The sequence below is a fragment of the Sphingopyxis sp. P8 genome (assembly GCF_020622175.1).
Classification (GTDB): Bacteria; Pseudomonadota; Alphaproteobacteria; order Sphingomonadales; family Sphingomonadaceae; genus Sphingopyxis; species Sphingopyxis jiangsuensis.
Map to the genome: position 1 here is coordinate 1,308,395 of NZ_JACNMK010000002.1, position 23,938 is coordinate 1,332,332.

A 23,938-nucleotide genomic window follows, 5' to 3' on the forward strand; every position below is an offset into this window, starting at 1 on the left:
CTTTGCTGAAGCCGATTATCCAAATTTGTTGCGATGTCCGCGCCGGATCAACGCGACCATTTCCGGCGTCAGCTTTCGCATCGCCTCGACTTTCTTTTCATAACCATAGGCGTTGGGGACCTCGGCCAGCCCACTCGTTGTTCCGCGGCCGGCGCGATACATTGAGGCAGCCTGCACAGCACCGTCGAGCTCGCCGCGCATCGACAGCTCGGTCAGGATCTCGATGGCCTTTGCCGTGTTGCGCGGAAGCAGATAGTCGCCGGACAGCGCTTGCCAGCGGGACGATTGCGATTGGCTGATCCCGACTCCCGCCCTCCAGGGATATTGCACGCCGGTCAGATACTCTGCCGCCAGCAGGTGCGCGGCCGCGTCCCTCGGGCGCAGTCGGGCGGGCGTGGCATATCTGATGGCCTTGGTCAGCGCTTCGGTCTTTTCGGTGCGATAATTACAGGTGGAGAAAAATCAGGGGGCATGTCACTTTCTTCAATTCTCTCGCAATAATGGGCTCTCTCGAGAATTGGACCGGTTTTTCCAAGTCAGACCATGAAACGACCGACAACCACGGTAATACCAGAAAATCTGCCAAAAATCGAGAAAAACCCTCAGTTTTCTGGGGGTTATGTGGTGCCGGCTGTCAGACTCGAACTGACGACCTACCGCTTACAAGGCGGTTGCTCTACCAACTGAGCTAAGCCGGCGCACCTTGAGCGCCCCCTAGAACATTTTTTGTCGCGAAGGAAACTCTGTTGTTGGAGTGAATGGCGGCGGCGGTGTGCTCCCGATTGCGATGGTGGGGCCACTTGTGACGAGCTGACGCCAGAGCTTGCGTCAAACGGCTTTCGCGTCGGAGATCAAAGGATACCGAACGTCCAACCCTCGGTGTGCGCGATCGCCGCGTCGAGCGGGACAGGTGACCAGATGTCGCGCCGGTGCGCGATGGCGCGGAGCCATGCGGCGGTGAGCAGGGCGTCGCTGGCGTGGTCGCTCAGCGGGCCGCGCATGCCGGTCACGGGCGAACCCAGTGCGGCGAGCGCGCAATCGAGCACTGCGCCGTCGCGGATCTTGCTGCGGCCCGGCGCCATGCCCGCGGCGCGTGCGGCGAGGCTGGTGTAGATTTCGACGAGCAGCGGGCCGCGCGCCGGAACCGGGTCGAGCGGCCACAGCGGGATGCGCCCGCGCAGCCGGTGGAGCAAACGCATGCCGCTCAGGCTCGCCTTGCCGACCTGCGCGGCGCCGACGAGGTTGAAATTGCTGACGCTGGCAGCCTGGCGGGTCGCGCGCTGGTGCCGTTCGACAAGGCGCAACCGCCCCGCGCCGAGTTCGAAACGGTCGCCGGTGTCGCCCTTGGCGTGGCGAAAATGCCGCCGCGCTTCTGGATGGGCGAGGAAGCTGTGCGCTTCGTAATGTGGATCGGTCGCGCAAATCCGCTCGACGAGCGCCCACAAGCCGGGGAGGTCGCCGGGGCTTTCGCTCCATTCGGGGAAATAGGCGCCATGATCGGCAAAGGCGAAGGCAGCTGAAAAATCGAAGCCGATCAGCATGTCGATGCCTTCGTCGGCGCGTGCCTCGAGCCAGGCCAATATTTCGGCCCGCGACCATTTGTGGCCGGGGCGCACCAATGCCGGGGCCTCGTTTTCGCATGCGACCGCAAGCGCGATTCCGGTCTGCCGCAGACCGCGCGCGCCCGACCAGTCGAGCGCGGCAAATTGGGTGAAATGGCGCATCCGTGCCCCTTTAGCGCCGCGATGCGGCTTGCACAAAGCCGCACCGCGCCCCACATGCTGCCCATGCTTATCGAAACCGAATCGACGCCGAACCCAGCGACGCTCAAATTCCTGCCCGGCAGGGTGGTAATGGAAGCCGGTACTCGCGACTTTGCGAGCCCGGAGGAGGCCGCTGCGTCGCCGCTGGCGACCGCATTGTTCACGCTCGGCGATGTCACCGGCGTGTTCTTTGGCCGCGACTTTATTTCGGTCACCATCGCCCCGGGGGCCGAATGGAGCGACGCGAAGCCCGATGTTCTCGGCATCGTGATGGACCATTTCCTGGCCGAAATGCCGCTGTTCCATCCCGCCAGTGCCGCCGGGATCAGCGTTCCGGGCGAGAATGAAGAGGATTTCTCCGACGATCCCGCCGATGCCGACATCGTCGCGCAGATCAAGGAACTCATCGAAACGCGTGTGCGACCGGCGGTTGCGAACGACGGCGGCGACATCGTTTATCGCGGGTTCGACAAGGGCAATGTCTATCTGAAGATGCAGGGCGCGTGCGCGGGCTGTCCTTCCTCGACGGCGACGCTGAAAAATGGCATCGAATCGCTGCTCAAGCATTATGTTCCCGAAGTGACGGCCGTCCACGCCGTCTGACCGGCCCCAATCAGGAGTTTGCCGAATGAGCGAGCCGCTTTCCGATAGCGCCCTCGACCAGCTGTTCCGTACCGCGCGCACCTATAACGGCTACCTCGACAAGCCGGTGAGCGAGACGCAGTTGCACGCAATCTGGGACCTGATGAAGTACGGCCCGACGAGTGCGAACAGCCTGCCGGCGCGGATCGTCTGGTGCGTCTCGGATGCGGCGAAGCAGAAGCTCGCGCCGCTGACCATGCCCGCGAATGGCGAAAAGATTTTGAAGGCGCCGGTCACCGCGATCATCGCGATGGACAATGAATTTTACGAACATCTTCCCGACTTGTTCCCGCACACCGATGCGCGCAGCTGGTTCGCGGGCGATGCAAAGCATGCGGAGACCACCGCCTTTCGCAACTCGAGCTTGCAGGGCGCCTATTTCATCATGGCGGCGCGCGCGCTCGGGCTCGATACGGGGCCGATGTCCGGGTTCGACAATGCGGCGGTCGATGCCGCCTTTTTCGTCGATGAGCCCAATGTGAAGAGCAATTTCATCTCGACGCTGGGCTATGGCGACCCCGCGAGCATTTTTGATCGCAGTCCGCGCCCCGATTTTGCGCGCTTCAACCGTATCGCCTGACCGGGCCCGCCAGATCCCATGCGCCAACTTGTCATCGATTCGGCGAGCGAGGCTTGCACGGTGGCACTGTTCGACGCCGGGACGCTGGTCGATTTCCGGCACGAGGTAATCGGGCGCGGGCATGCTGAACGGCTCGTTCCGCTGATCGCCGAACTGGACGGCGGTGGGCGCGCCGATGAAATATTGGTCGGCTGTGGCCCCGGAAGCTTTGCGGGCGTGCGCATCGGCATCGCGGCAGCGCGCGCGCTCGCGCTCGGTTGGCAGATCCCGACGCGCGGCTTCTCGACACTCGCGCTGGTCGCGGCGAGCGCCGCCGACGATATTGCCGCCGCGGGCGGATCAGTGGTCGTGATGGAAGGTGGGCACGGCCAGTATTTCGTCCAGCCCTTTGCCGCCGACCTGTCGCCGCGCGGCGACGCACAATCGCTCCTTCCCGACGACGCGGTTGGGCATCGCGACGAACTGGCTGTGGGCAATCGGGCGGAAGCCTTTGTCGAACGCCGCGGATCGGGCAGGGCGCGCACGACCTTGCCCGATGCGCGCGCCTTTATCCGCCTGCCCGAACAGGCCTTGTTCGATAATCCCGGCCCTACCTATGGCCGCGCGCCCGATGCCAAGCCGATGCACGCTCCATGACCTGTCCGGTGTCCCTGTCTGCGGCAACCCCCGCCGACCTCGCCGCCGTCATGTCCGTAATGGAGGCGGCGTTCGATCCCGCCTATGGCGAAGCATGGAGTTCGGCGCAGCTCCTCACGCTGTTCGCGCTGCCTTCGGCCCGGATTGCGCTTGCCCGCGATGACGAGTCGCCGTGCGGTTTCTACGCGGCGCGGATTGCCGGCCCCGAAAGCGAATTGCTGTTGCTCGCGGTCGACCCCGCGTGGCGCGGGCGCGGCATCGGCCGTGCGCTGCTGCGTGACTGGCAGGCGTGGGCGTCCGCCAAGGGCGCCGACGATCACTTCCTTGAAATGCGCGCCGATAACGACGCGGTTCATCTGTACAGCCAGACCGGGTTTGTGGAGTGCGGGCGTCGCCGCGACTATTATCGTGGTGGCGACGGCAAGCTTCGCGACGCGATTACAATGCGGCATCGGAAATAGAATTGCGGGAAATTTCTATGGGGCATTGCGAAATTACCGCCAAAATGGCATAAATATAACTGGGCGGGGGGACGATGTAATATTCGCCGTCCATATCTCTGGGTTGCTAAAGACAAGGGAAATCATCGATGGCGGATCAAGCCGATACAAATGAAATGCTCGTCACACTGACCGCGGATATAGTGGCCGCCCACGTCAGCAATAATAGCGTCGCAATTTCCGATCTCGCTCTTTTGATCAATAACGTCCATTCGGCGCTTTCGACGCTGGGGAGCGAGCCCGTCGCGGAAGAAAAACCGGTTCCCGCGGTGTCGATACGCGCATCGGTAAAACCCGATCACATCGTCTGCCTCGAAGACGGCAAGAAGCTGAAGATGCTGCGCCGTCACCTGATGACGCATTATGGAATGACGCCGGACGAGTATCGCGCGAAGTGGGGGCTTCCCGCCGATTATCCGATGGTTGCCCCCAACTATGCCGAAAAGCGCCGCGAACTCGCAAAGCAGATCGGTTTGGGCACCAAGGGGCGCGGCGGCGGGCGCAAGCGCAAAAAAGCCTGACCGTTCCGGTCGGTACTGCCGCAAAGCGGTCGGGGGCGGGGCCTGCGGGCGCCGCCCTTGTTCTATCCGCACCGCGAAACTATAGAGTCGCATAGATAAAGTCACGGCTGCCCAAGGCAGGAAAGGCGCGCATGTCCGGTAAAATCGATCTTGAAGCATTGTGCCACGAAAAGGGGCTGCGCATCACCGAACAGCGCCGGATCATCGCGCGCGTGATTTCGGATTCTGAGGATCATCCCGACGTCGAGACGCTCTATGAGCGTGCCTCGGCAATCGATAGCGGGATATCGATCGCGACCGTCTATCGTACCGTCCGCCTGTTCGAAGAAGCGGGCATCCTCGACCGGCATGATTTCGGCGACGGCCGCTCGCGCTACGAAGCGGCGCCGGAGGCGCATCACGACCATCTGATCGATGTCGAAACCGGCAAGGTCATCGAATTCGTCGATCCCGAGCTTGAGGCGTTGCAAAAGGTCATCGCCGAACGGCTGGGCTATCGCCTCGTCGACCATCGCATGGAGCTTTATGGTGTCGCCATCGGTCGCGACAAGGGCTGAACCTGCACGCGTCACCTGGCGCGTCGTTGCGCGCCTGTTGCTGATGGTGCTGACGCTGCTGTTCCTGATCGTTCCGCATCTTCTCTATCGCGCAGTGGGTCGGCCGTCGCCGATGGTGATGGCTTTTCTGAACGCGGTCGGATGGATCGCGGGTCTTCGTATCCGCACCACGGGCACCCGCCTTCGTCGCGATGTGCTGTTCGTTTCGAACCATGTCAGCTGGCTCGACATATTGGCGCTTGGCGGCGCGGCGCGGTCGTCGTTCGTGTCGAAGGCAGAGGTCGGGACCACCCCGCTTGTCGGATGGCTCGCCGATCAGAACCATACCATCTATGTGCAGCGCGAAGCGAAGCGCGAAATCCAGAGCCAGGCGGAAAATTTGCGCAGCGCGCTTGCCCACGGCCGTCCGGTGACGCTGTTTCCGGAGGGAACCACGGGGCCGGGGGATGGCCTGTTGCCCTTTCGCCCGGCGCTGCTGCAGGCGGTGATCCCGACCCCGCCGCGACTTCAGGTTCAACCGGTATTCCTTGATTATGGCGACGAAGGCCCTGAAATTGCTTGGCTCGATCCCGAATCCGGGCTCGATAATTTCAAGCGGCTTTTGGGGCGCAAGCATCCCGTGCCGCTGATCATTCATTATCTCGATCCACTGCCTGATGCGGTGGAACGCGACCGGAAAACCCTCAGCGAGGCAGCGCGCGCCGCAATCGCCGCGCGGATGGCGCAGCCCGCGCACTCTTCCGCCCGCGCACCGCATCGCCTATAGCGCGCCGATGAAATCCGACTCTCCCCCAAATTCTCATAAGACCTTTCACGTCAAATCCTTCGGCTGCCAGATGAACGTCTATGACGGCGAACGCATGGCAGAGATGCTGGGCGCCGAGGGCTATGTGCCCGCCGCCGACGGCAGCGATGCCGACCTGGTCGTGCTCAACACCTGCCACATCCGTGAAAAGGCGGCCGAGAAAGTCTACTCGGACATCGGTCGGTTGAAACGCGCCGACGGCAGCACGCCGACGATCGCCGTCGCCGGCTGCGTCGCGCAAGCCGAAGGCGCCGAGATTGCGCGCCGCGCGCCGAGTGTTGATGTCGTCGTCGGTCCGCAGGCGTACCACCGCCTTCCAGACCTGATCGCGCGCGCCGAACGCGGCGAGAAGGCGGTCGACCTCGACATGCCGATCGAGAGCAAGTTCGGCGCGCTGCCCAAACGCAGCGGAAACCAGCGCCCGACCGCCTTCCTGACCGTGCAGGAAGGCTGCGACAAATTCTGCACCTATTGCGTCGTCCCCTATACGCGCGGGGCGGAGATCAGCCGGCCTTTCGCCGACCTGATCGCCGAGGCGCGCGCGCTGGTTGAGGGCGGGGTGCGCGAGATCACCTTGCTTGGCCAGAATGTGAACGCGTGGGACGGCGAAGACGACAAGGGCAGGACGATCGGCCTCGACGGATTGATCCGCGCCCTCGCGAAAGAGGACGGTCTCGAACGCATCCGCTACACGACGAGCCATCCCAACGACATGACCGACGGGCTGATCGCCGCGCATGGCGAGGTCGAAAAGCTGATGCCTTTCCTCCACCTGCCGGTGCAGGCGGGCAGCGACCGTATCCTCGCGGCGATGAACCGCAGCCACAGCGTCGACAGCTATCTGAAAATCATCGAGCGCGTCCGCGCCGCGCGCCCCGACATTGCGATTTCGGGCGACTTCATCGTCGGTTTCCCCGGCGAGAGCGATGCCGATTTCGAGGCGACGCTCGATATCGTGCGCGCGACCAATTATGCGATGGCTTACAGCTTCAAATATTCGCGCCGCCCCGGCACGCCCGCCGCGACGATGGACGATCAGGTCGACGAAGCGGTGATGAACGATCGGCTCCAGCGGCTTCAGGCGCTGCTCAACGTGCAGCAACAGGCGTTCAACGAGGCGACCGTGGGGCGGACGACGCGCCTGTTGCTCGAACGCAAGGGCAAGCTCGACGGCCAGCTTATCGGCAAATCGCCCTGGCTCCAGTCGGTGCACGTCATCGCGCCGGGTCTCGCGATCGGCGACATGGTCGATGTCCGCATCACCTCGGCGGGTCCGAACAGCCTTGGCGCCGAGGCGCTGGTGGAAGCGGCGGTTTAGTGGCCATCGCACGCCGCGTGTTCCCTTGCAGGCGGAAACTCGGAGTATCGCAGGCCGATCATCCCATGCTGGACTCCCGCCTTCGCGGGAGTACACAGTTTATGCCTCTAGCCCAAGGAGTCCTGCCCACGTGTCCAAACGCCCGATGACCGCCGCTGCCCCCGCCGAACCCGGCGACCGCGTTCGACTGACGGCCGAATTTGAACGGACACAGTTGCTGGGAATCCTTTTCGGCGAATTCGACCGCAATCTGGTGGCCATCGAGAACCGCCTCGGCGTCTATATTTCGGCGCGCGGCAACCGCGTTCAGATCGAGGGCGAGGCCGAGGCCGCTGCGCGCGCGCGCGATGTGCTCACCGACCTCTATGACCGCATCGAAAAGGGGCAGGAGGTCGATGCCGGGATGGTCGACGGGGTGATCGCGATGTCGGCGCAGCCGACGCTCGACGGCATCATCCGCCACGACAAGGACGAAGCGCCGACGGTGATGATCCGCACGCGCAAGAAGACGATCGTTCCGCGCGCGCCGTCGCAGGTTCCCTATATGCAGGCGCTCGCGCGCGAGGACGTGATTTTCGCGCTCGGCCCCGCGGGGACGGGCAAGACCTATCTCGCGGTGGCGCAGGCGGTGGCGCAGCTCATCACCGGCAGCGTCCAGCGCCTGATCCTCTCACGCCCCGCGGTCGAGGCGGGCGAAAAGCTCGGCTTCCTGCCCGGCGACATGAAGGAAAAGGTCGACCCCTATTTGCGGCCGCTCTACGACGCGCTGCACGATTGCCTTCCTGCCGAGCAGGTCGAGCGCCGCATTGCGAGCGGAGAGATCGAGATTGCGCCGCTGGCTTTCATGCGCGGGCGGACGCTTGCCGATGCGTTCATCATCCTCGACGAAGCGCAGAATACGACGATCCCGCAGATGAAGATGTTCCTGACACGTTTCGGGATGAACAGCCGGATGGTCATTTGCGGCGACCCCAAACAGGTCGACCTGCCGATGCCCGCAACCTCCGGTCTCGCCGACGCTGTGGCGCGGCTCGAAGGGCTCGAGGGCATCAACGTCAGCCGCTTCACCGCCGCCGACGTCGTGCGTCACCCGATCGTCGGCCGCATCGTCGAAGCCTATGAAGGGCCCGGCAGCTGAACGCCAACGCGGATACGGACCGCGACGAGCTCGCCGAGGAACGCACGGCCTGGGCCGAGGACCGCACCCTGATGGCCAACGAGCGGACCTTCGCCGGCTGGATGCGCACCGGAATGGCGGCGATCGGCATCGGCCTCGGTTTCAATGCCCTGTTCGGAAAGCTCGAGCCCGCGTGGGTGCCGCGCGCGATCGCCACGATCTTCATCCTGATGGGCGTGTTCATTTTCTGGGCGGCGCAGCGCAGTGGCTGCGCGGTCAACGATCGGCTCAGCGCGCACCAGGCCGAGCCGCTCAAGGGAATGAAACTGCGGCTCGTCGCGGCCATGTTCTCGCTTGGGGGGCTCGCGCTGGCCGCCGCAATCTGGCTACTCGACATTCGGCTCGACTAGAATTTTCCTGGCCGCGGTCGCGCAACGCTCGCCGTGTCGCGGCGTTGGACTGGCATGTTCTACGACAATCTTTTCGGGCTGCTTCGCGTGGTCGTGATCTCGGCCGCCGCCTACGCAATCCTGATCCTCATCCTCCGTGCCGCCGGGAAACGTGCACTCGCAAAGCTCAACGCTTTCGATCTTGTTGTAACTGTCGCCCTCGGCTCGACGCTTTCGACCGTCCTGCTTTCGAGCGACATCGCACTCGTCGAAGGGGCTTTGGCGTTCGTCATGCTCGCCCTGCTCCAATGGATCGTCGCAAAGCTGTCGATCCATTCGGCGCTGGTACGTCGCGCGACGCGTGCCCGGCCAGCGCTGCTGCTTCGCGACGGGGCCATTTTGCACGAGACATTGCGCGACGAACGGGTAACCACCAGCGAAGTCTATTCGGCCGTTCGCGGGCAGGGCGTTGCAAAACTCGCCGACGTTGCAGCGGTTGTGCTCGAAACCGACGGGTCGCTTAGCGTGATCGCGCGCCCGACAAGCGGATCTGTCGATACGCTCGATTTTCTGCCCGACTGAATGAGCGAAAGCCTTGGGCATCGCTTCACGCAATTAATGCGAACGACTCCTATTAGCAAAAACCTTGACCCCTAAAATTTGATTGCCTATTCCGCAGCTATTGCGAATCACTCGCAATCAAATTTGGGGGATCAAGATTGTCCGTACAACGACGAATATATTCCGCACGCCTCGCGTGCGGCGTGGCCGTGCCTGTTCTTGCGTCGCTCGCCGCTCCCGCCGCCGCGCAAGACAATGACGGTGCCTATTGGCTGGCACGCAAGAATCAAATCGTAGTCACCGCCACGCGCGTCGCGACCCGGGCCGAAGATTTGCCGGTCACCGTCACCGTCAAGACCGACGAACAGATTGCCGACGAACTCGTCACCGACATTCGCGACCTCGTCCGCTTCGAGCCTGGCGTCAGCGTCCAGCGTCAGCCCGCGCGCTTCGGTGCGGCGCTCGGTGCGACCGGCCGCGCCGGCAATGAAAGCTTCAACATCCGCGGGATCGGCGGCAATCGCGTCCTGATCCAGATCGACGGCGTGCGCGTTCCCGACGGTTTCAGTTTCGGCGCACAGGCGTCGGGGCGCGGCGATTATGTCGACCTCGGCCTTATCAAGTCTGTTGAAATATTGCGCGGCCCCTCTTCGGCGCTTTATGGCAGCGACGGTCTTGCGGGCGCGGTCAGCTTCATCACCGCCGACCCGGCCGATTTCATCGCGGGCAGCAATGCGGTCGGCGGCCTCGCGCGCGCCGCCTATGGCAGCGCCGACAAGGAGTTCAGCGAGACCGTCATTCTTGCCGGGCGTAGCGGCGCCTGGTCGGCGATGGCCGCCTATACGCGCCGCGACTGGCAGGAACTCGATAACAAGGGCGCCGTCGGAGGCACCGGGTCGACGCGCACCTTGCCTAACCCGCAGGATGGCTATTCGAATGTCGCGCTCGCGCGCATCGTCTATGATCCGACGAACGGGCACAAGCTGCGCCTGACCGGTGAATATCTCGATACGCAGCTTTATACCAATGGCCTGACGGGAGTCGGTCCCGGCAGCTTTGGCGCCTCGGTTGACCGGCTCGAGGGCTGGGACAGCGGCGACCGCAAGCGCGTCTCGCTCGACTGGAGTTGGGAAGGCGAGGGGGCGATCGATTTCGCGCGCGTCGCGCTTTACTGGCAGGACGGCGAGGATCGCCAATATACCGAAGAGGATCGCACGCCGTCTGCCGACCGCACGCGCCTCAACACGTTCGAAAATCGTGTAATCGGCGCATCCGCCGACGCGCGCGCCGACTTCGCGACCGGCGCCGTCACGCATCGTCTGGTATTCGGCGGCGATGTCAGCATGACGCGCCAGCGCGGTCTTCGCGACGGCACCGTCCCGCCCTTTGGCGAAACCTTTCCCACCCGGGCATTTCCCGAAACCGACTTCACGCGGGGCGGATTGTTCGCGGGTGACGAGATCGGGATCGCCGACGGACGCCTGATCCTCTATCCCGCGCTGCGCTTCGATTTTTACGACCTGTCGCCGCAGGACGACCCGCTTCTTCCCGCCTTTTCGGGGGCAGGACAGGACGGATCGCGCCTGTCGCCGAAATTCGGTGCGGTGTGGAAGCTCAGCGATGCGGTGCGTCTGTTCGCCAATTATGCGACGGGCTTCAAGGCGCCCGAGCCGGGGCAGGTAAACCAGTTCTTCGAAAATCTGGCGTTCGGCTATACCTCGGCGCCCAATCCCGACCTCGATCCCGAGCGCAGCGAAAGCATCGAAGGTGGGCTCCGCTTCTCGGCAGACAATATCAGTCTCGACGTCACCGCCTTTTCGGCGCGTTACAAGGATTTCATCAGTCAAGAAGTCGTGGGCGGCAGTTTCACGCCTGCCGACCCCGCCGTCTATCAGTTCGTCAATCTCGATCGCGCCCGCGTCCAGGGAGCCGAAGCGCGGTTCGAGGGGCGGGCGTCGTCCGGCCTGTATGCGACGCTCGCCCTATCCTATGCGAAGGGTAACGAGATTTTGCCTGATGGATCGCGCGTGCCCTTGTCGACGATCGATCCGCTCAAGCTCGTCGTCGGCGTCGGCTATCGCGAACCGCAGAGCGGGCGTTTCGGCGGCCAGCTCATCATGACGCACAGCGCGCGCAAGGAGGCATCGCGGACCGAAGGGCTCTGCACGCCCTCCTGCTACCGTCCCGACGGCTTCACGATCCTCGACGCAACGGCCTTCGTCCGCATCGTCGAAGGGCTGACGCTGCGCGCCGGCGTCTTCAATATTCTCGACAGGAAATACAGCTGGTGGAGCGACGTGCGCGGGCTCGCGTCCACCTCGACCGTTGCCGACGCCTACACCCAGCCGGGCCGCAATGCGAGCGCGTCGCTGAGCTTCCGTTTCTGACAAGATGAAGAGGATTGGACCGATGAAAACCATTCGTACAACCGCCGCCGCGCTGCTGATTTCGGTCGCGCTGCCGCTCCCTGCCACGGCGCATCCACCGATCGCCGCCGAGGATGCCGCCGCCAATTTCGAGAAGGACCGCGCCGACATCCTTGCGATGGCGGGCAATTACCGCGTCAGCTTCAATATGCAGGAATCGACGCGCTGGGACCCGGATTACGAAGTGCTCGATCCCAAGCGTTCGGGCGGTAACGAGGTCGTGCGCGTGATCGAGGATACGGGGCGCAAGATCGTGCTCCAGCACCTGCTGGTCATCACCGACGAGAATGACAAGTCGCACATCATCAAGCATTGGCGTCAGGACTGGGAATATGAGCCCGAAAAACTGCTCGTCTATTCGGACAAGGGCGGCTGGACTTGGGAAGATGTTCCCGAACGCATGCGGACGGGCCGCTGGTCGCAGACCGTGTGGCAGGTCGACGATTCCCCCCGCTACGGCGGCTGGGGTCAATTCGAGACGCAGGCGGGAATTCGTCGCTGGCGTTCGAACTGGACGTGGCGCCCGCTCGCGCGCCGCGATGCGGTTCGCAACCCCGTCTATGACCGCTATTATTCGATCAATCGCCATCAGCCGACGCCCGACGGCTGGATTCACTGGCAGGACAATACCAAGATGGGGACCAGGGACGGCAAGCTTGTTCCCATCGTCCAGGAATATGTTCTCAACACCTATATCAAATATGACAATTACGACGTGAAGGCCGCCGATGACTATTGGGCCGCGACCAAGGACTATTGGGCTGCGGTGCGCGCCGAATGGGACCGGATCGCCGCGACCAAGGGCGGGATCGCCATCGAGGAAAAGACCGATACCGGCACCGTCATCAGCGGCCGCTTGCTGACGATCGCCGACGAAATCCACGAAAACAGGCTCACGATTGCAAAGGCTGTCGCGGAAGCGAAGAAGCTGATCGAAGCGAACACGCGCAAGCTGTGACCATCTTCACCATGTGAAGCCCGCAACTGGGGGCGGTCTCGTCGCCGGGACCGCCCCGATTTCAGGTGGCGATTGTCGCCTTCTGCCAAATCAGCGTTCCTCGGCGAAAGCCGGGGAGCACCAATTTTCCTGCACCATGCTGTGGTCGCGAATCTGCCTCAACCGGCCTTCGCGCGCGATCCGTCGACGCTCCAGATTCCGGCGCCGCGCGTCGCGACGAACAGGAAGATGAAGCAGTAAAGCGCAATCGTCTCGCCGCCGTTCTGGATGGGGAAGGGGCTTTGGGTGCCATGCGCCATCCAGTAACCGACAGCCGACATGCCGCTGGCCAGGAAGGCGGCGGGGCGCGTGAACAGGCCGATGACAATCAAACCGCCCGCGACCAGTTCGATCGCGCCGGCCGCCATCAGTACGGGGTCCAGCGGATAGGGAAAGGCGTCGGGGAAATTGAAGAATTTGTGCACACCGTGCGCGAGGAACATCAGACCCGCCGTGATACGCAGCAGCGCATAGGCCTGTTCGCCATATCCATCGAGAAACTTCATGAGCAAACCCCCTCCTTGTCATTGATGACGCGCGGGAATTTACCTTAATTCGGTCGCAAAGCGAAATTAATTCGTGCGCCATGTCACAGGGCGGCGGCCTTGCTCGTCATGTCTGTACCACCCCATGAAGGAGGACGTGACATGACCAAGGTAACAGACCCCTTTGCCGCCGCGCCGCAGCTGATGAAGCAGTGGATGGCCGTCAGCATCGCCGCGCAGAACAGCCTCGAGCCGAGCCTGATCGAGCTCGTCAAAATTCGTTCGTCGATCCTCAATGGCTGCGCCAATTGCATCAACATGCACACAGTCGAGGCGCGCGCGAAAGGCGAAAGCGAACAGCGCCTCTACCTCATCGCCGCCTGGCGCGAAGCACCCGTCTACAGCCCGCGCGAACGCGCTGCCCTCGCATGGACCGACGCCTTGACCCGCCTGCCCGAAGGGCACACACAGCACGAAGCCAAAGAGGCGCTCGAAGCGCATTTTACGCCGGAGGAGCAGGTGAACCTGACGCTGATGATCAATGTCATCAATGGCTGGAACCGCATCGCGGTGGGCTTTGACCTCTGGTACGAAAATGGGGCGCCGGTGGCCAAGGCGGCATGACCGCGGTGGGCGGCGCCACCGACGGTGGGGATGCGGCGGCGAGTTTCGACCCGCTGCGTCCGATGCTGACGCGCGTCGCCTATCGTATGCTCGGGTCGGTCGCCGATGCCGAGGATGTCGTGCAGGACGCCTTCCTCCGCTGGCTCGGCGCCGACCGCGCGGCGGTGCGCGAGCCGGCGGCTTTCCTCCGCCGCACCGTGACGCGGCTTTGCCTCGATCAGCTGAAATCGGCGCGGGCGCAGCGCGAAACCTATGTCGGGCCCTGGCTTCCCGATCCGCTCGTCGATGATGGGGAGGGCGAAGCGGACGATGTCACCTTGCCGTTGATGCTGGCGCTCGAAAGGCTCTCCCCCCTGGAGCGCGCAGCCTTCCTCCTCCACGATGTCTTCGGCGTCGGCTTCGACGAGGTCGCAGCGACGATCGAGCGCGATCCCGCTGCAACACGCCAGCTCGCCGCGCGGGCCCGCGCGCATGTTCGCGACGCGCGGCCGCGTTACAAGCTGGAGAAGGAGCGCGGGCTGGAAATAGCCCACGCCTTTTTCGAAGCGTCGCGAAGCGGCGATATGCAAGCGCTCGGCGCCATGCTCGCCGCCGACGTCGGAATGTGGGCGGACGGCGGCGGCAAACGCCCCGCGGCCGCGATCCCGATCCTCGGCAAGACCTTGGTGATGAAGGTCCACCGCAGCGTCGCGGTATTGCTGCGCAAATATGGCTCGACGCTGGTTCATACGGGCATGATCAACGGCCTGCCGGGTTTCGTGACGCGCGAGGCCGATGGCGAGTTCCAGACCACCGCGCTCGATATCGAGGATGGCCGGATTGCCGCCATTTATGTGATGCGCAACCCCGACAAGCTCAAACATATGCACTGAGGGGAGGGGCCGCCCCGGTCCAGACGTCCAACGCGTGCCGAACGCGTTTGCAAGCTCTGTGTTGCCAGTGTAATACGGCATCAGGCATGAATGCGTTTTATCATCCGCTGTTCCGTGCGCCGCCTCCGCCGGCCGAGGAGGAGCCGTTCGATCCGTCGACTGGAGGGCTGCCGCCGCCCGAGCCGCGCTGGCGCAAGCGGCTGCGCTGGGTCGGCCGCGGCTTTGCGGCGCTCGTATTGCTGTTCGTGCTGCTAGTCGGCTGGCTTGCGTTCACTGCGCCCTTGTCGAAATCGCTCGAACCGATCGCGCCGCCGCAGATCACGCTGCTGGCCGCCGATGGCACTCCCATCGCGCGCACCGGTGCGATCGTCGAGCGCCCGGTCGAGGCGGCAAAGCTTCCCGCTCACGTCAAACAGGCCTTTCTCGCGATCGAGGACCGGCGTTTCTATACCCATTGGGGGATCGACCCGCGCAGCATCGCGCGCGCGGTGTGGAGCAATGTCACCGGCGGGCCGACGCAGGGCGGCAGCACGATCACGCAGCAGCTCGCCAAATTCACCTTCCTCACGCCAAAGCGCACGCTCGGGCGCAAGGCGCGCGAGGCGCTGATCGCCTTCTGGCTCGAGGCATGGCTGACCAAGGATCAGATCCTCGAACGCTATCTGTCGAACGCCTATTTCGGCGACAACACCTATGGGTTGCGCGCCGCGTCGCTGCACTATTTCTATCGCCAGCCCGAAAATCTGACGCGCGCGCAGGCGGCGATGCTTGCAGGACTGGTGCAGGCGCCCTCGCGCCTCGCGCCGACGAAAAACCCCGCGCTCGCCGAAAAACGGATGAAGCTGGTGCTGAATGCGATGGTCGCGACCGGCTATATGACCGAGCGCGAGGCGCGCGCGACCCGTACGCCGCGCATCGACGTGCGCACGCGCAACGACCTGCCAACGGGCACCTATTTTGCCGACTGGGCGCTACCCGAAGCGCGCAAGGCGAGCGACGTCGGATATTCGCGCGAAACGCTCGTTACCACGCTCGACTCGCGGCTCCAGAATATCGCCCGGCGCGTGACCAGTCGGGCAGGCCTGGGGTCAGCGCAGGTCGCGCTCGTCGCGATGCGCCCGAATGGCGAGGTGGTCGCGATGATCGGGGGGCGCGATTATGCGAAGTCGCCGTTCAACCGAGCGACGCAAGCGAAACGCCAGCCGGGATCGACCTTCAAACTGTTCGTCTATCTCGCCGCGCTGCGCGCTGGGTGGAAGCCCGGCGACACGATCGGCAACATGCCGATCGAAAGCGGCGCCTATCGTCCCAAAAATTCGGGCGGCTCCTATTCGGAGGCGATCTCGCTCGAGGATGCCTTTGCGACGTCGAGCAATGTCGCGGCAGTGCGCCTGTTCGGCGCAGTCGGCGATGACAAGGTGATTGCGATGGCGCGCGACCTTGGCGTGACATCGCCGCTCGCAAGGGGCGACCCCAGCCTCGCGCTCGGCACTTCGACGATGACCTTGCTCGAACTCACCGCTGCCTATGCCGCGGTGGCTGCCGACAGCTATCCGGTGACGCCGCGCGCGTTCAAGGCCGAGGGCACGAGCTGGTTCGAGCGGCTGGTCTGGGGGCCGAGCCATTTCAGCTCACGCGAGCATGACGGGATCGAAAGGATGCTGCGCGCGGCGGTCAATCGCGGCACCGGGCGCGCGGCGCGGCTCGCTGTTGCCAATTACGGCAAGACGGGGACGAGCCAGGACAATCGCGATGCGCTGTTCGTCGGCTATGCGAACGGACTGGTCGTCGGGATATGGATCGGTAACGACGACAATTCGCCGCTCGCCGGTATTTCGGGCGGCGGCTTGCCCGCGCGCATGTGGCGCGATTTCATGAACGAGGCGGCGGGGACCAATATCCGCCCGCCCGCGCCGCAGCCGGCCGTCGATCCCGAAGGGCCGGTACAGCCGCTCGACGTTCCCGACATTGGCGACATCCCTGTCGGCGATGGCACGCGCATCGGCGTGCGCGATGGCGACGCGGTGATCAGCACCGACATCGGCGGCACGCGGATCGACCTTCGCGTTCCGGTCAATGGCGAGGGTGAAACGCGCATCGAGGCGGCACCGGCGCCGCCATAGGATGCGCGCTCATTTTTGGCTGTCCTATATCGCCGGGGCGCGATAGCGTGGCGGCGATGAACCGTCCTATTTTATCCGTCACCAACGCGAAGCGTTCGCGAATTGCGTGTGAAGTTACACCGTTTTCTGCGCCATTTCGCGCCGTGGCCCGCCGATGCTGATCGTCGAGACGCAAGAGGCCTCGCCATGGCCGGCGGCGCTCGATTGGGAGAAGCGTGCGAACGAATCCGTCGCCGCCGCGCTCGGGCTGACGCCCTTCGCCGCGCTCGCCCACGCGGCGCCACTCGTCGAGGTCGCGGTGCGGCTGACCGACGATGCCGAGGTGCAGCGGCTCAACCGTGATTTTCGCGGCAAGGACAAGCCTACCAACGTCCTGTCCTTTCCGCAGGTACAGGTCGATCTGCTCGAAAGCCTCGACAACAGCGACGACGGCGAAATCCTGCTCGGCGACATCGTCCTGGCGCGCCAAACCTGCGCCCGCGAGGCCGAAGAAAAGGGCGTGTCGCTCGCCGACCATGCGACGCATCTGATCGTCCACGGAACACTGCATCTCGTCGGCTATGACCATATGGACGAGGTCGGTGCGACGGCGATGGAGGCGTTGGAAGTGAAAGCACTTGCATCGCTGGGCGTCGGCAATCCATATGCGGATCAGGATTAACAGGGAAACGCCCACAACATGCCCGACGACCAGGGGTCTTCGAACCGATCGGAAGAGGACAGTAGATCCGGTCTGTGGACCGGCCTCAAGAACATGCTCTTCGGCGGCAACAGTGAGCCGTCGCTCCGCGAGCAGATCGAGGATTTTATCGACGAGGCCGAAGAGGAGGGCGAGGAGCGCCGCGGGAGCAGCGTCGTCGGCGACCTTTCGCCCATCGAGCGCAAGATGCTGCGCAACCTCCTCCATTTCGGCGAACAGACGGTTGACGATGTCGCGGTGCCGCGCGGCGAGATCATCGCCATCCCCGAAAGCGCGAGCTTTTCAGAGCTGGTCGCGAACTTCGCCGACGCGGGCCACAGCCGCCTGCCGGTCTATCGCGAGACGCTCGACGAGGTGATCGGGATGATCCACGTCAAGGACGTGTTCGCCGTGCTCGCCGAAGGGCGCGCGCCGCCGCCGCTGATCGACCTGATCCGCCAGCCGCTCTATGTGCCGCAGTCGATGGACGTGCTCGACCTGCTCGCCGAAATGCGCGCGCAGCGCACGCACCTCGCCATCGTGATCGACGAATATTCGGGAACCGAAGGCCTTGTGACGATCGAGGATCTGGTCGAGGAAATCGTCGGCGAGATCGAAGACGAGCATGACGATGAGCCGACCGCGCTGTTCGCACGCGCCGACGATGGCTGCTGGGACGCCGATGCGCGCGCCGAACTCGACGATATCGGTGAGGAAATCGACCCGCGGCTTGCCGAGGTCGACGAAGATGTCGACACTGTCGGCGGCCTTGCGGCGGTGCTTGCGGGACATGTTCCAGAGGTTGGCGAAGTGCTGCTCCACCCGAGCGGCTGGCGCATCGAAGTGACCGAAGCCGACGAGAAGCGCGTCCACCGCTTGCGCCTCCACCCCCCGGTCGAGGTCGAGTTGGAGGCGCCGTCGGATACCGGCGACTAGGCTGAACGTCGCGCCGCGCTCGATTGCCTTTGCGCGGCGATGCGACTAGCGCTGGCGCAATGGAAGTTTCCGATTTGCGCATTGCCCTGTTCAGCGGCAATTACAATATGACGGTCGATGGGGCGAACAAGGCGCTCAACCGCCTTGTCGGCTATCTGTTGGGGCAGGGTGCCGCCGTGCGCGTCTATTCGCCGACCGTCGACGACCCCGATTTCGAACCGACGGGCGACCTCGTCAGCGTGCCGTCGATGGCGATCCCCAACCGTCCCGAATATCGCATTCCGCTGCATTTTTCGGCGCGCGTCCGCGAGGATATAGCGATGTTCGCGCCGAACGTGCTCCATATTTCGAGCCCTGACCGCGTGTCGCGACAGGCGGCAGCCTGGGCGCGGCGGCGGCATATTCCGGTGGCCTGTTCGGTGCACACCCGCTTCGAAACCTATTTCCGCTATTATAATCTGTCGTTTCTCGAGCCGCTCGTGGTTGCGTGGCTGCGCCGCCTCTATCGCCGCTGCGACGCGCTGATCGCGCCGTCCGAAAGCTTTGCGCAGGTTCTGCGCGACCAGCGTATGAACTATGACATCGGCATCTGGACGCGTGGAGTCGAGCGCGACATTTTCCGCCCCGACCGTCGCGACATGAGCTGGCGGAAAAGCTGGGGCATCGCCGACGATCGCCCCGTCATCGCCTTTCTCGGGCGCCTGGTGATGGAAAAAGGGCTCGACGTCTTCGCCGATACCATCGATGTCTTGCAACGTCGCGGCGTCCCGCACGAGGTCGTCGTAATTGGCGAGGGACCCGCCGGAGAGTGGTTCGAATCGCGTTTGCCCAATGCGAAGTTCGTCGGCTTTCAGGGCGGCGAGAATCTGGCGCGCTCGCTTGCGTCGTGCGACATGCTCTTTAACCCGTCGGTGACCGAAACCTTCGGCAATGTGACGCTCGAGGCGATGGCGTGCGGCTTGCCAGTCGTGGCCGCGCGCGCGACGGGCAGCGCGAGCATCGTCAAGCATGGCGTCACCGGCTACCTCGTCACTCCGGGCTCGATCGGCAACTTCGCCGACGATCTCGAACTTTATTGCCGCGACGAGAATTTGCGCCGCCAGCACGGCGCCGCCGCGCTCGCCGAAAGCGGCGCCTATCAGTGGGACGCGATCAATCAGGCGGTTGCCGACACCTATTTGCGGCTGATCCGGCAGAAACAGCGGCAGCGCTAACGATGGCGGGCGATCTGTTCGCGCACGACGAGCCGCTGCCAGCGACGGATAATGCTGCCCAGGTTCCGCTCGCCGAGCAGCTTCGTCCGCGCAAATTGGCCGACGTCGTGGGCCAGGAACATCTGACCGGATCCGATGGCGCAATCGGCCGCATGGTGACTGCCGGAACGCTCGCCTCAATCATCCTGTGGGGACCGCCCGGAACGGGCAAGACGACGATCGCGCGCCTGCTTGCCGAAGCGGTTGGAATGCGCTTTGCGCCGCTGTCGGCTGTCTTTTCGGGGGTCGCCGATCTCAAAAAGGTCTTTGCCGACGCCGACAAGATGGCCGCCGCAGGGAAGCGAACCCTGTTGTTCGTCGACGAGATTCACCGCTTCAACCGCGCGCAGCAGGATGGCTTCCTGCCCTATGTCGAGCGCGGTACCGTCGTGCTCGTCGGCGCAACGACCGAGAATCCCAGTTTCGCGCTCAACGCGGCTTTGCTCAGCCGCGCCCAAGTCCTTGTCCTGCACCGCCTCGACGAATCCGCGCTTGCGACGCTTGTCGATCGCGCCGAAGCTTCGGCAGGTCGCGATCTTCCGGTGACTGCCGAGGCGCGCTCTGCGCTAATCGCGAGTGCCGATGGCGACGGGCGCTTCCTGCTCAATCAGGTCGAAACATTGTTTGCGACCGATATTGCCGCTCCGCTCGATGCGGCGGAATTGGCCCAATTCCTGCACCGTCGCATGCCTGTCTATGACAAGGATCGCGACGGGCATTACAATCTGATCTCGGCGCTCCACAAGTCGCTGCGCGGGTCGGACCCGCAGGCCGCGCTTTATTGGCTCGCCCGCATGTTGGTGGCAGGCGAAGAGCCGCTCTATGTGCTGCGCCGCCTCGTTCGCTTCGCAAGCGAGGATATCGGGCTCGCCGACCCGCAGGCGTTGACCCAGTGCCTTGCCGCCAAGGACGCCTTTCAGTTTCTCGGATCGCCTGAAGGCGAGCTCGCCATCGTGCAGGCATGCCTCTACTGCGCGACTGCGCCCAAATCGAACGCTGCTTATGCCGCGCAAAAGGCGGCGTGGACGGCCGCACGCGACACGGGCTCGCTTGCTCCTCCGTCCAACGTCCTCAACGCTCCGACAAAGCTGATGAAGGACTTGGGCTATGGCGCGGGCTACAGCTATGATCATGATGCGCCCGACGGCTTTTCGGGCGACAATTATTGGCCCGACGATATGGAGCCCGCCACCTTCTATCGCCCGGTCGATCGCGGTTTCGAAAAACGGATCGCCGAGCGGCTGGCGTGGTGGGACGAGCGCCGACGCGCGCGCGATTGACGGCGCTCAGCCTGGATAGCGGTCAAAAGCAGGCATCTTGTCTAGATTCTCCATCCAGCCGATGCGTTCGGCGGTCTGGATCTGCACCTGCGCCGGAATCAGATCGGGATCGTCGAGCGTTGCCGTCTGAACGTCAATCTGTCCCGGAAATATCTCTTCGTTCGTATAGAAGAGCCCTGAACCGCAATTGCCGCAGAAATGGCGACGTGCATGCTCCGACGATGCATAGATTTTCGGCGTTCCCTCGACCGACAGGTCGCTCTGACTGACGAGCGCCCAACCGACCAGCGGCGCTCCCGCATGGCGGCGGCAATCGCTGCAATGGCAAAGCGCATGATGCGCTACCGTGGTGGGCATCGAATAGCGGATCGCCCCGCAATGGCATTGGCCCGTGGCGCGCGCGTTCGAATCGGACATGCTTATTCTCCTCCATCGTATGATGAGAACATAACATAAACATTTTTGCCGAGGCAATGACCTGCCAGGTCACGGTCTGCTATCGTCAATCGCCCAGATCGACCTGATGCTTCTCGGCCCAGGCGCGATACTGGCCGCGCGGGTCGGCCGACGGCTGCGCAAGCATCGCGGGTATCGCGGCCCGCAGCGCACCAAGGTCGAGCGAGCGGATCATCGCCTTGACTGGTCCGACGCCGGCTGGTGTGATCGAAAGCCGCTCGATGCCGATGCCGAGCAGCGCCATCGCCTCGAGCGGACGTCCGCCCATTTCGCCACACACGCCAAGCTGGACCTTGCTGCCCGCGACTATTTTGACGACGCGGGCGAGGTAGCGTATCACGGTCGGCGACAGCCAGTCATAGCGCTCGGCAAGCCGCGGGTGCGCGCGGTCGGCCGCGAACAGGAACTGCGTAAGGTCGTTCGTCCCGATCGACAGGAAGTCGAGGTGCGGCAGCATCAGGTCGAGCGTTTCGACCAGACCCGGTACCTCCAGCATCGCGCCATAGCGGATCGCGGCGGGCAGCTTCTTGTTATGCTTGGCAAGCCATGCACGCTGCCCGACGAAAAGGGCGCGCGCCGCTTCATATTCCCAGGGTTCGGAGACCATCGGGAACATGACGTTCAGCGTTCGACCGGCGGCCGCCTCCATCAAGGCACGCGCCTGTACTTTCAACAGGCCCTCGCGTTCGAGCGCGAGGCGCAGCGCGCGCCAGCCCATCGCCGGATTTTCCTCGAGCGCCGTGTCGACGTTCATATAGGGCAGCGCCTTGTCGCCGCCGATATCGACCGTGCGAAAGATGACCGGGCGGTCGCCCGCCGCGTCGAGCACGTCGCGATAAAGGCGCTGCTGGCGCTCGCGCTGGGGCAGGGTGGCCGACACGAGGAACTGGAACTCGGTGCGGAACAGCCCGATCCCGCGCGCGCCCGTCAGGTCGAGCGCCGCGACATCCTCGCGCAGCCCGGCGTTGATCATGAGTTCGATCGTAACGCCGTCCTTGGTAACGGCAGGGAGGTCGCGCAGCGCCGCGAGATTGGCGCGGCGTTTTTGCGAAATTTCGAGCTTGGCATCGAATGCGTCCTGCACCGCCGAAGTCGGGCGGACGTGCACATTGCCCGATGTGGCATCGAGCAACAGCATGTCACCCTCGCGGATCGAGGTGCGCACGTCGTTGACGCGGCCAATGACCGGAACTCCCATCGCGCGCGCAACGATGATGACGTGCGCGGTGAGCGAGCCTTCCTCGAGGACGACGCCCTTCAACCGGCGCCGGTCATATTCGAGCAGTTCGGCGGGCCCAAGGTTGCGCGCAATCAAAATCGAATCGTGCCGCAGACCCATTTGCGCTGCGGTGCCCATCTGTCCCGACACGATGCGGATCAGCCGGTTCGACAGATCCTCGAGGTCGTGCATGCGTTCGCGCAGCAATGGGTCGTCGATCTGGCGCATCCGCATGCGTGTGCGTTGCTGGACGCGCTCGATCGCCGCCTCGGCGGTCAGGCCGCTGTCGATCGCCTCGTTGATCCGGCGCGACCAACCCTCGTCATAAGCGAACATCTTGTAGGTTTCGAGCACCTCTTCATGTTCGCCGCCGACGCCGAATTCCGCCTGGCTCGCCATGCGGTCGATCTGTTCGCGCATCTTGTCGAACGCGGCATAGACGCGATGCCGCTCGGCCTCGATGTCGTCGGCCATCGTGTGCTCGATGGTTACGCGCGGCTGGTGATAGACGGCAACGCCGGCGCCCATGCCATCGACCAGCTTTTGCCCCGTCAGGCGCTGCGCCGACTGGTCGGCGGCGGCGGCGTCGATACGCGCCGTGGTATCGACCAGATCGGCATTGGCAATCAGTTCGGACAAGACCATCGCGACCGTTTGCAGCGTCTCGATCTCGATATCGTCATACCGCCGCGGATCGGCATGTTGGACGCAGAGCACTCCGACCGCGCGTTCGCGGCGGATGATCGGCACCCCGGCAAAGCTGTGGAACAACTCCTCACCTGTTTCGGGGCGGTAGGAAAAGTCGGGGTGGGCTGCGGCTTCGTCGAGGTTCAATGTCTCGATCTGATCGGCGATCGTGCCGACAAGGCCCTCGCCGAGCGCGAGCCGCGTCACATGGACCGCTTCCTGCTTCAGCCCCTGCGTCGCATAAAGTTCGAGCGCGCCTTCGCGCAGCAGATAGATTGAGCACACCTCGCTATCGAGGCACTCGCCGATGATTCCGACGACTTGGTTGAGTTTGCTCTGCGCATTGGTGCGCGCCGCCATCACCTCGTGCAATCGCGTCAAAATATTGCGGGCGGACTGAGCAGCCGACGAAGGAGGGGGTGGAGCATTGGTCATCGCTCCACCCTGCTATCAGAAGCTTGTCGACGTTGCCATCGCCCGCCGGTGAAATCGTCCGCTGTTTACAGCGAATT

General features: G+C 63.9%; 25 protein-coding genes and 1 tRNA gene. 20 read left to right on the forward strand and 6 right to left on the reverse strand.

Annotation, left to right across the window (positions count from 1 at the left end; translation table 11 throughout):
- Window positions 1-15: 15 nt before the first annotated feature.
- From H7692_RS14670 to H7692_RS14680, 3 genes are all read right to left on the reverse strand, one after another.
- Window positions 16-330, reverse strand: a complete 315-nt coding sequence (locus H7692_RS14670; protein ID WP_222137263.1) for a hypothetical protein — start codon at window positions 328-330, stop codon at window positions 16-18.
- Window positions 331-622: 292 nt separating this feature from the next.
- Window positions 623-698: transfer RNA gene (locus H7692_RS14675), tRNA-Thr, on the reverse strand.
- 153 nt (window positions 699-851) lie between these two features.
- The gene (locus tag H7692_RS14680; RefSeq protein ID WP_222137264.1) at window positions 852-1,724 is read right to left on the reverse strand and encodes a hypothetical protein; all 873 of its coding nucleotides are present in this window, start codon (window positions 1,722-1,724) and stop codon (window positions 852-854) included.
- 63 nt (window positions 1,725-1,787) lie between these two features.
- On the opposite strand from H7692_RS14680, the gene H7692_RS14685 reads away from it, so the two are divergent.
- The 13 genes from H7692_RS14685 to H7692_RS14745 all read left to right on the forward strand — a co-directional run bounded on the left by H7692_RS14685 (window position 1,788) and on the right by H7692_RS14745 (window position 12,773).
- Window positions 1,788-2,366 carry a NifU family protein gene (locus H7692_RS14685; RefSeq protein ID WP_201927482.1) on the forward strand — a complete coding sequence of 193 codons (579 nt, stop codon included), beginning with the start codon at window positions 1,788-1,790 and terminating at the stop codon, window positions 2,364-2,366.
- A gap of 25 nt (window positions 2,367-2,391) precedes the next feature.
- On the forward strand, window positions 2,392-2,985 hold the full coding sequence (locus H7692_RS14690) for a malonic semialdehyde reductase (RefSeq protein WP_201927481.1): 594 nt from the start codon (window positions 2,392-2,394) through the stop codon (window positions 2,983-2,985).
- An 18-nt stretch (window positions 2,986-3,003) separates the two neighbouring features.
- Entirely contained in the window at window positions 3,004-3,621 is a 618-nt protein-coding gene (tsaB, locus tag H7692_RS14695) for a tRNA (adenosine(37)-N6)-threonylcarbamoyltransferase complex dimerization subunit type 1 TsaB (RefSeq protein WP_201927480.1), read from the forward strand.
- 8 nt (window positions 3,622-3,629) lie between these two features.
- Window positions 3,630-4,082, forward strand: a complete 453-nt coding sequence (locus H7692_RS14700; RefSeq protein ID WP_319796433.1) for a GNAT family N-acetyltransferase — start codon at window positions 3,630-3,632, stop codon at window positions 4,080-4,082.
- Between the two features lie 128 nt (window positions 4,083-4,210).
- Window positions 4,211-4,642, forward strand: a complete 432-nt coding sequence (locus tag H7692_RS14705) for a MucR family transcriptional regulator (protein WP_201927478.1) — start codon at window positions 4,211-4,213, stop codon at window positions 4,640-4,642.
- A 131-nt stretch (window positions 4,643-4,773) separates the two neighbouring features.
- On the forward strand, window positions 4,774-5,199 hold the full coding sequence (locus H7692_RS14710) for a Fur family transcriptional regulator (protein WP_201927476.1): 426 nt from the start codon (window positions 4,774-4,776) through the stop codon (window positions 5,197-5,199).
- On the forward strand, window positions 5,168-5,965 hold the full coding sequence (locus tag H7692_RS14715; RefSeq protein WP_227340435.1) for a lysophospholipid acyltransferase family protein: 798 nt from the start codon (window positions 5,168-5,170) through the stop codon (window positions 5,963-5,965). Before H7692_RS14710 ends, H7692_RS14715 begins: the two co-directional genes overlap by 32 nt.
- 7 nt (window positions 5,966-5,972) lie before the next feature.
- On the forward strand, window positions 5,973-7,322 hold the full coding sequence (gene miaB / locus H7692_RS14720) for a tRNA (N6-isopentenyl adenosine(37)-C2)-methylthiotransferase MiaB (RefSeq protein WP_222137265.1): 1,350 nt from the start codon (window positions 5,973-5,975) through the stop codon (window positions 7,320-7,322).
- A 145-nt stretch (window positions 7,323-7,467) separates the two neighbouring features.
- Window positions 7,468-8,460, forward strand: coding sequence for a PhoH family protein (locus tag H7692_RS14725; protein ID WP_227340484.1), 993 nt, complete (start codon window positions 7,468-7,470; stop codon window positions 8,458-8,460).
- Window positions 8,461-8,531: 71 nt separating this feature from the next.
- Entirely contained in the window at window positions 8,532-8,849 is a 318-nt protein-coding gene (locus H7692_RS14730; protein ID WP_222137267.1) for a YidH family protein, read from the forward strand.
- A gap of 54 nt (window positions 8,850-8,903) precedes the next feature.
- Window positions 8,904-9,410 carry a DUF421 domain-containing protein gene (locus tag H7692_RS14735; RefSeq protein ID WP_222137268.1) on the forward strand — a complete coding sequence of 169 codons (507 nt, stop codon included), beginning with the start codon at window positions 8,904-8,906 and terminating at the stop codon, window positions 9,408-9,410.
- A 182-nt stretch (window positions 9,411-9,592) separates the two neighbouring features.
- Entirely contained in the window at window positions 9,593-11,776 is a 2,184-nt protein-coding gene (locus H7692_RS14740) for a TonB-dependent hemoglobin/transferrin/lactoferrin family receptor (protein WP_227340436.1), read from the forward strand.
- Window positions 11,777-11,798: 22 nt separating this feature from the next.
- On the forward strand, window positions 11,799-12,773 hold the full coding sequence (locus tag H7692_RS14745) for a DUF6607 family protein (RefSeq protein ID WP_201927461.1): 975 nt from the start codon (window positions 11,799-11,801) through the stop codon (window positions 12,771-12,773).
- A gap of 158 nt (window positions 12,774-12,931) precedes the next feature.
- On the opposite strand, the gene H7692_RS14750 is transcribed toward H7692_RS14745, so the two are convergent.
- Window positions 12,932-13,318, reverse strand: a complete 387-nt coding sequence (locus H7692_RS14750) for a DoxX family protein (protein WP_201927459.1) — start codon at window positions 13,316-13,318, stop codon at window positions 12,932-12,934.
- A 141-nt stretch (window positions 13,319-13,459) separates the two neighbouring features.
- Between H7692_RS14750 and H7692_RS14755 the strand changes: the two genes are divergently transcribed.
- From H7692_RS14755 to H7692_RS14785, 7 genes are all read left to right on the forward strand, one after another.
- Window positions 13,460-13,921 (forward strand): carboxymuconolactone decarboxylase family protein, encoded by a 462-nt coding sequence (locus H7692_RS14755; protein WP_222137269.1) that lies wholly within the window; start codon window positions 13,460-13,462, stop codon window positions 13,919-13,921.
- Window positions 13,918-14,793 (forward strand): sigma-70 family RNA polymerase sigma factor, encoded by an 876-nt coding sequence (locus tag H7692_RS14760; protein ID WP_201927455.1) that lies wholly within the window; start codon window positions 13,918-13,920, stop codon window positions 14,791-14,793. The genes H7692_RS14755 and H7692_RS14760 overlap by 4 nt, the downstream gene beginning before the upstream one ends.
- A gap of 86 nt (window positions 14,794-14,879) precedes the next feature.
- Complete coding sequence (locus tag H7692_RS14765) at window positions 14,880-16,916, forward strand: transglycosylase domain-containing protein (RefSeq protein WP_227340437.1); 2,037 nt, start codon at window positions 14,880-14,882, stop codon at window positions 16,914-16,916.
- A 154-nt stretch (window positions 16,917-17,070) separates the two neighbouring features.
- Complete coding sequence (ybeY, locus tag H7692_RS14770) at window positions 17,071-17,577, forward strand: rRNA maturation RNase YbeY (RefSeq protein WP_222137272.1); 507 nt, start codon at window positions 17,071-17,073, stop codon at window positions 17,575-17,577.
- A gap of 18 nt (window positions 17,578-17,595) precedes the next feature.
- A complete protein-coding gene (locus H7692_RS14775) occupies window positions 17,596-18,531 on the forward strand; it encodes a hemolysin family protein (protein WP_222137273.1) in 936 nt (311 codons plus the stop codon).
- Window positions 18,532-18,590: 59 nt separating this feature from the next.
- Entirely contained in the window at window positions 18,591-19,745 is a 1,155-nt protein-coding gene (locus tag H7692_RS14780; RefSeq protein ID WP_222137274.1) for a glycosyltransferase family 4 protein, read from the forward strand.
- Window positions 19,746-19,747: 2 nt separating this feature from the next.
- Window positions 19,748-21,064, forward strand: coding sequence for a replication-associated recombination protein A (locus H7692_RS14785; protein ID WP_222137275.1), 1,317 nt, complete (start codon window positions 19,748-19,750; stop codon window positions 21,062-21,064).
- 6 nt (window positions 21,065-21,070) lie between these two features.
- On the opposite strand, the gene H7692_RS14790 is transcribed toward H7692_RS14785, so the two are convergent.
- Window positions 21,071-21,481 (reverse strand): GFA family protein, encoded by a 411-nt coding sequence (locus H7692_RS14790; protein WP_222137276.1) that lies wholly within the window; start codon window positions 21,479-21,481, stop codon window positions 21,071-21,073.
- An 85-nt stretch (window positions 21,482-21,566) separates the two neighbouring features.
- The gene (gene ptsP / locus H7692_RS14795) at window positions 21,567-23,861 is read right to left on the reverse strand and encodes a phosphoenolpyruvate--protein phosphotransferase (protein ID WP_222137277.1); all 2,295 of its coding nucleotides are present in this window, start codon (window positions 23,859-23,861) and stop codon (window positions 21,567-21,569) included.
- Window positions 23,862-23,938: the final 77 nt, after the last annotated feature.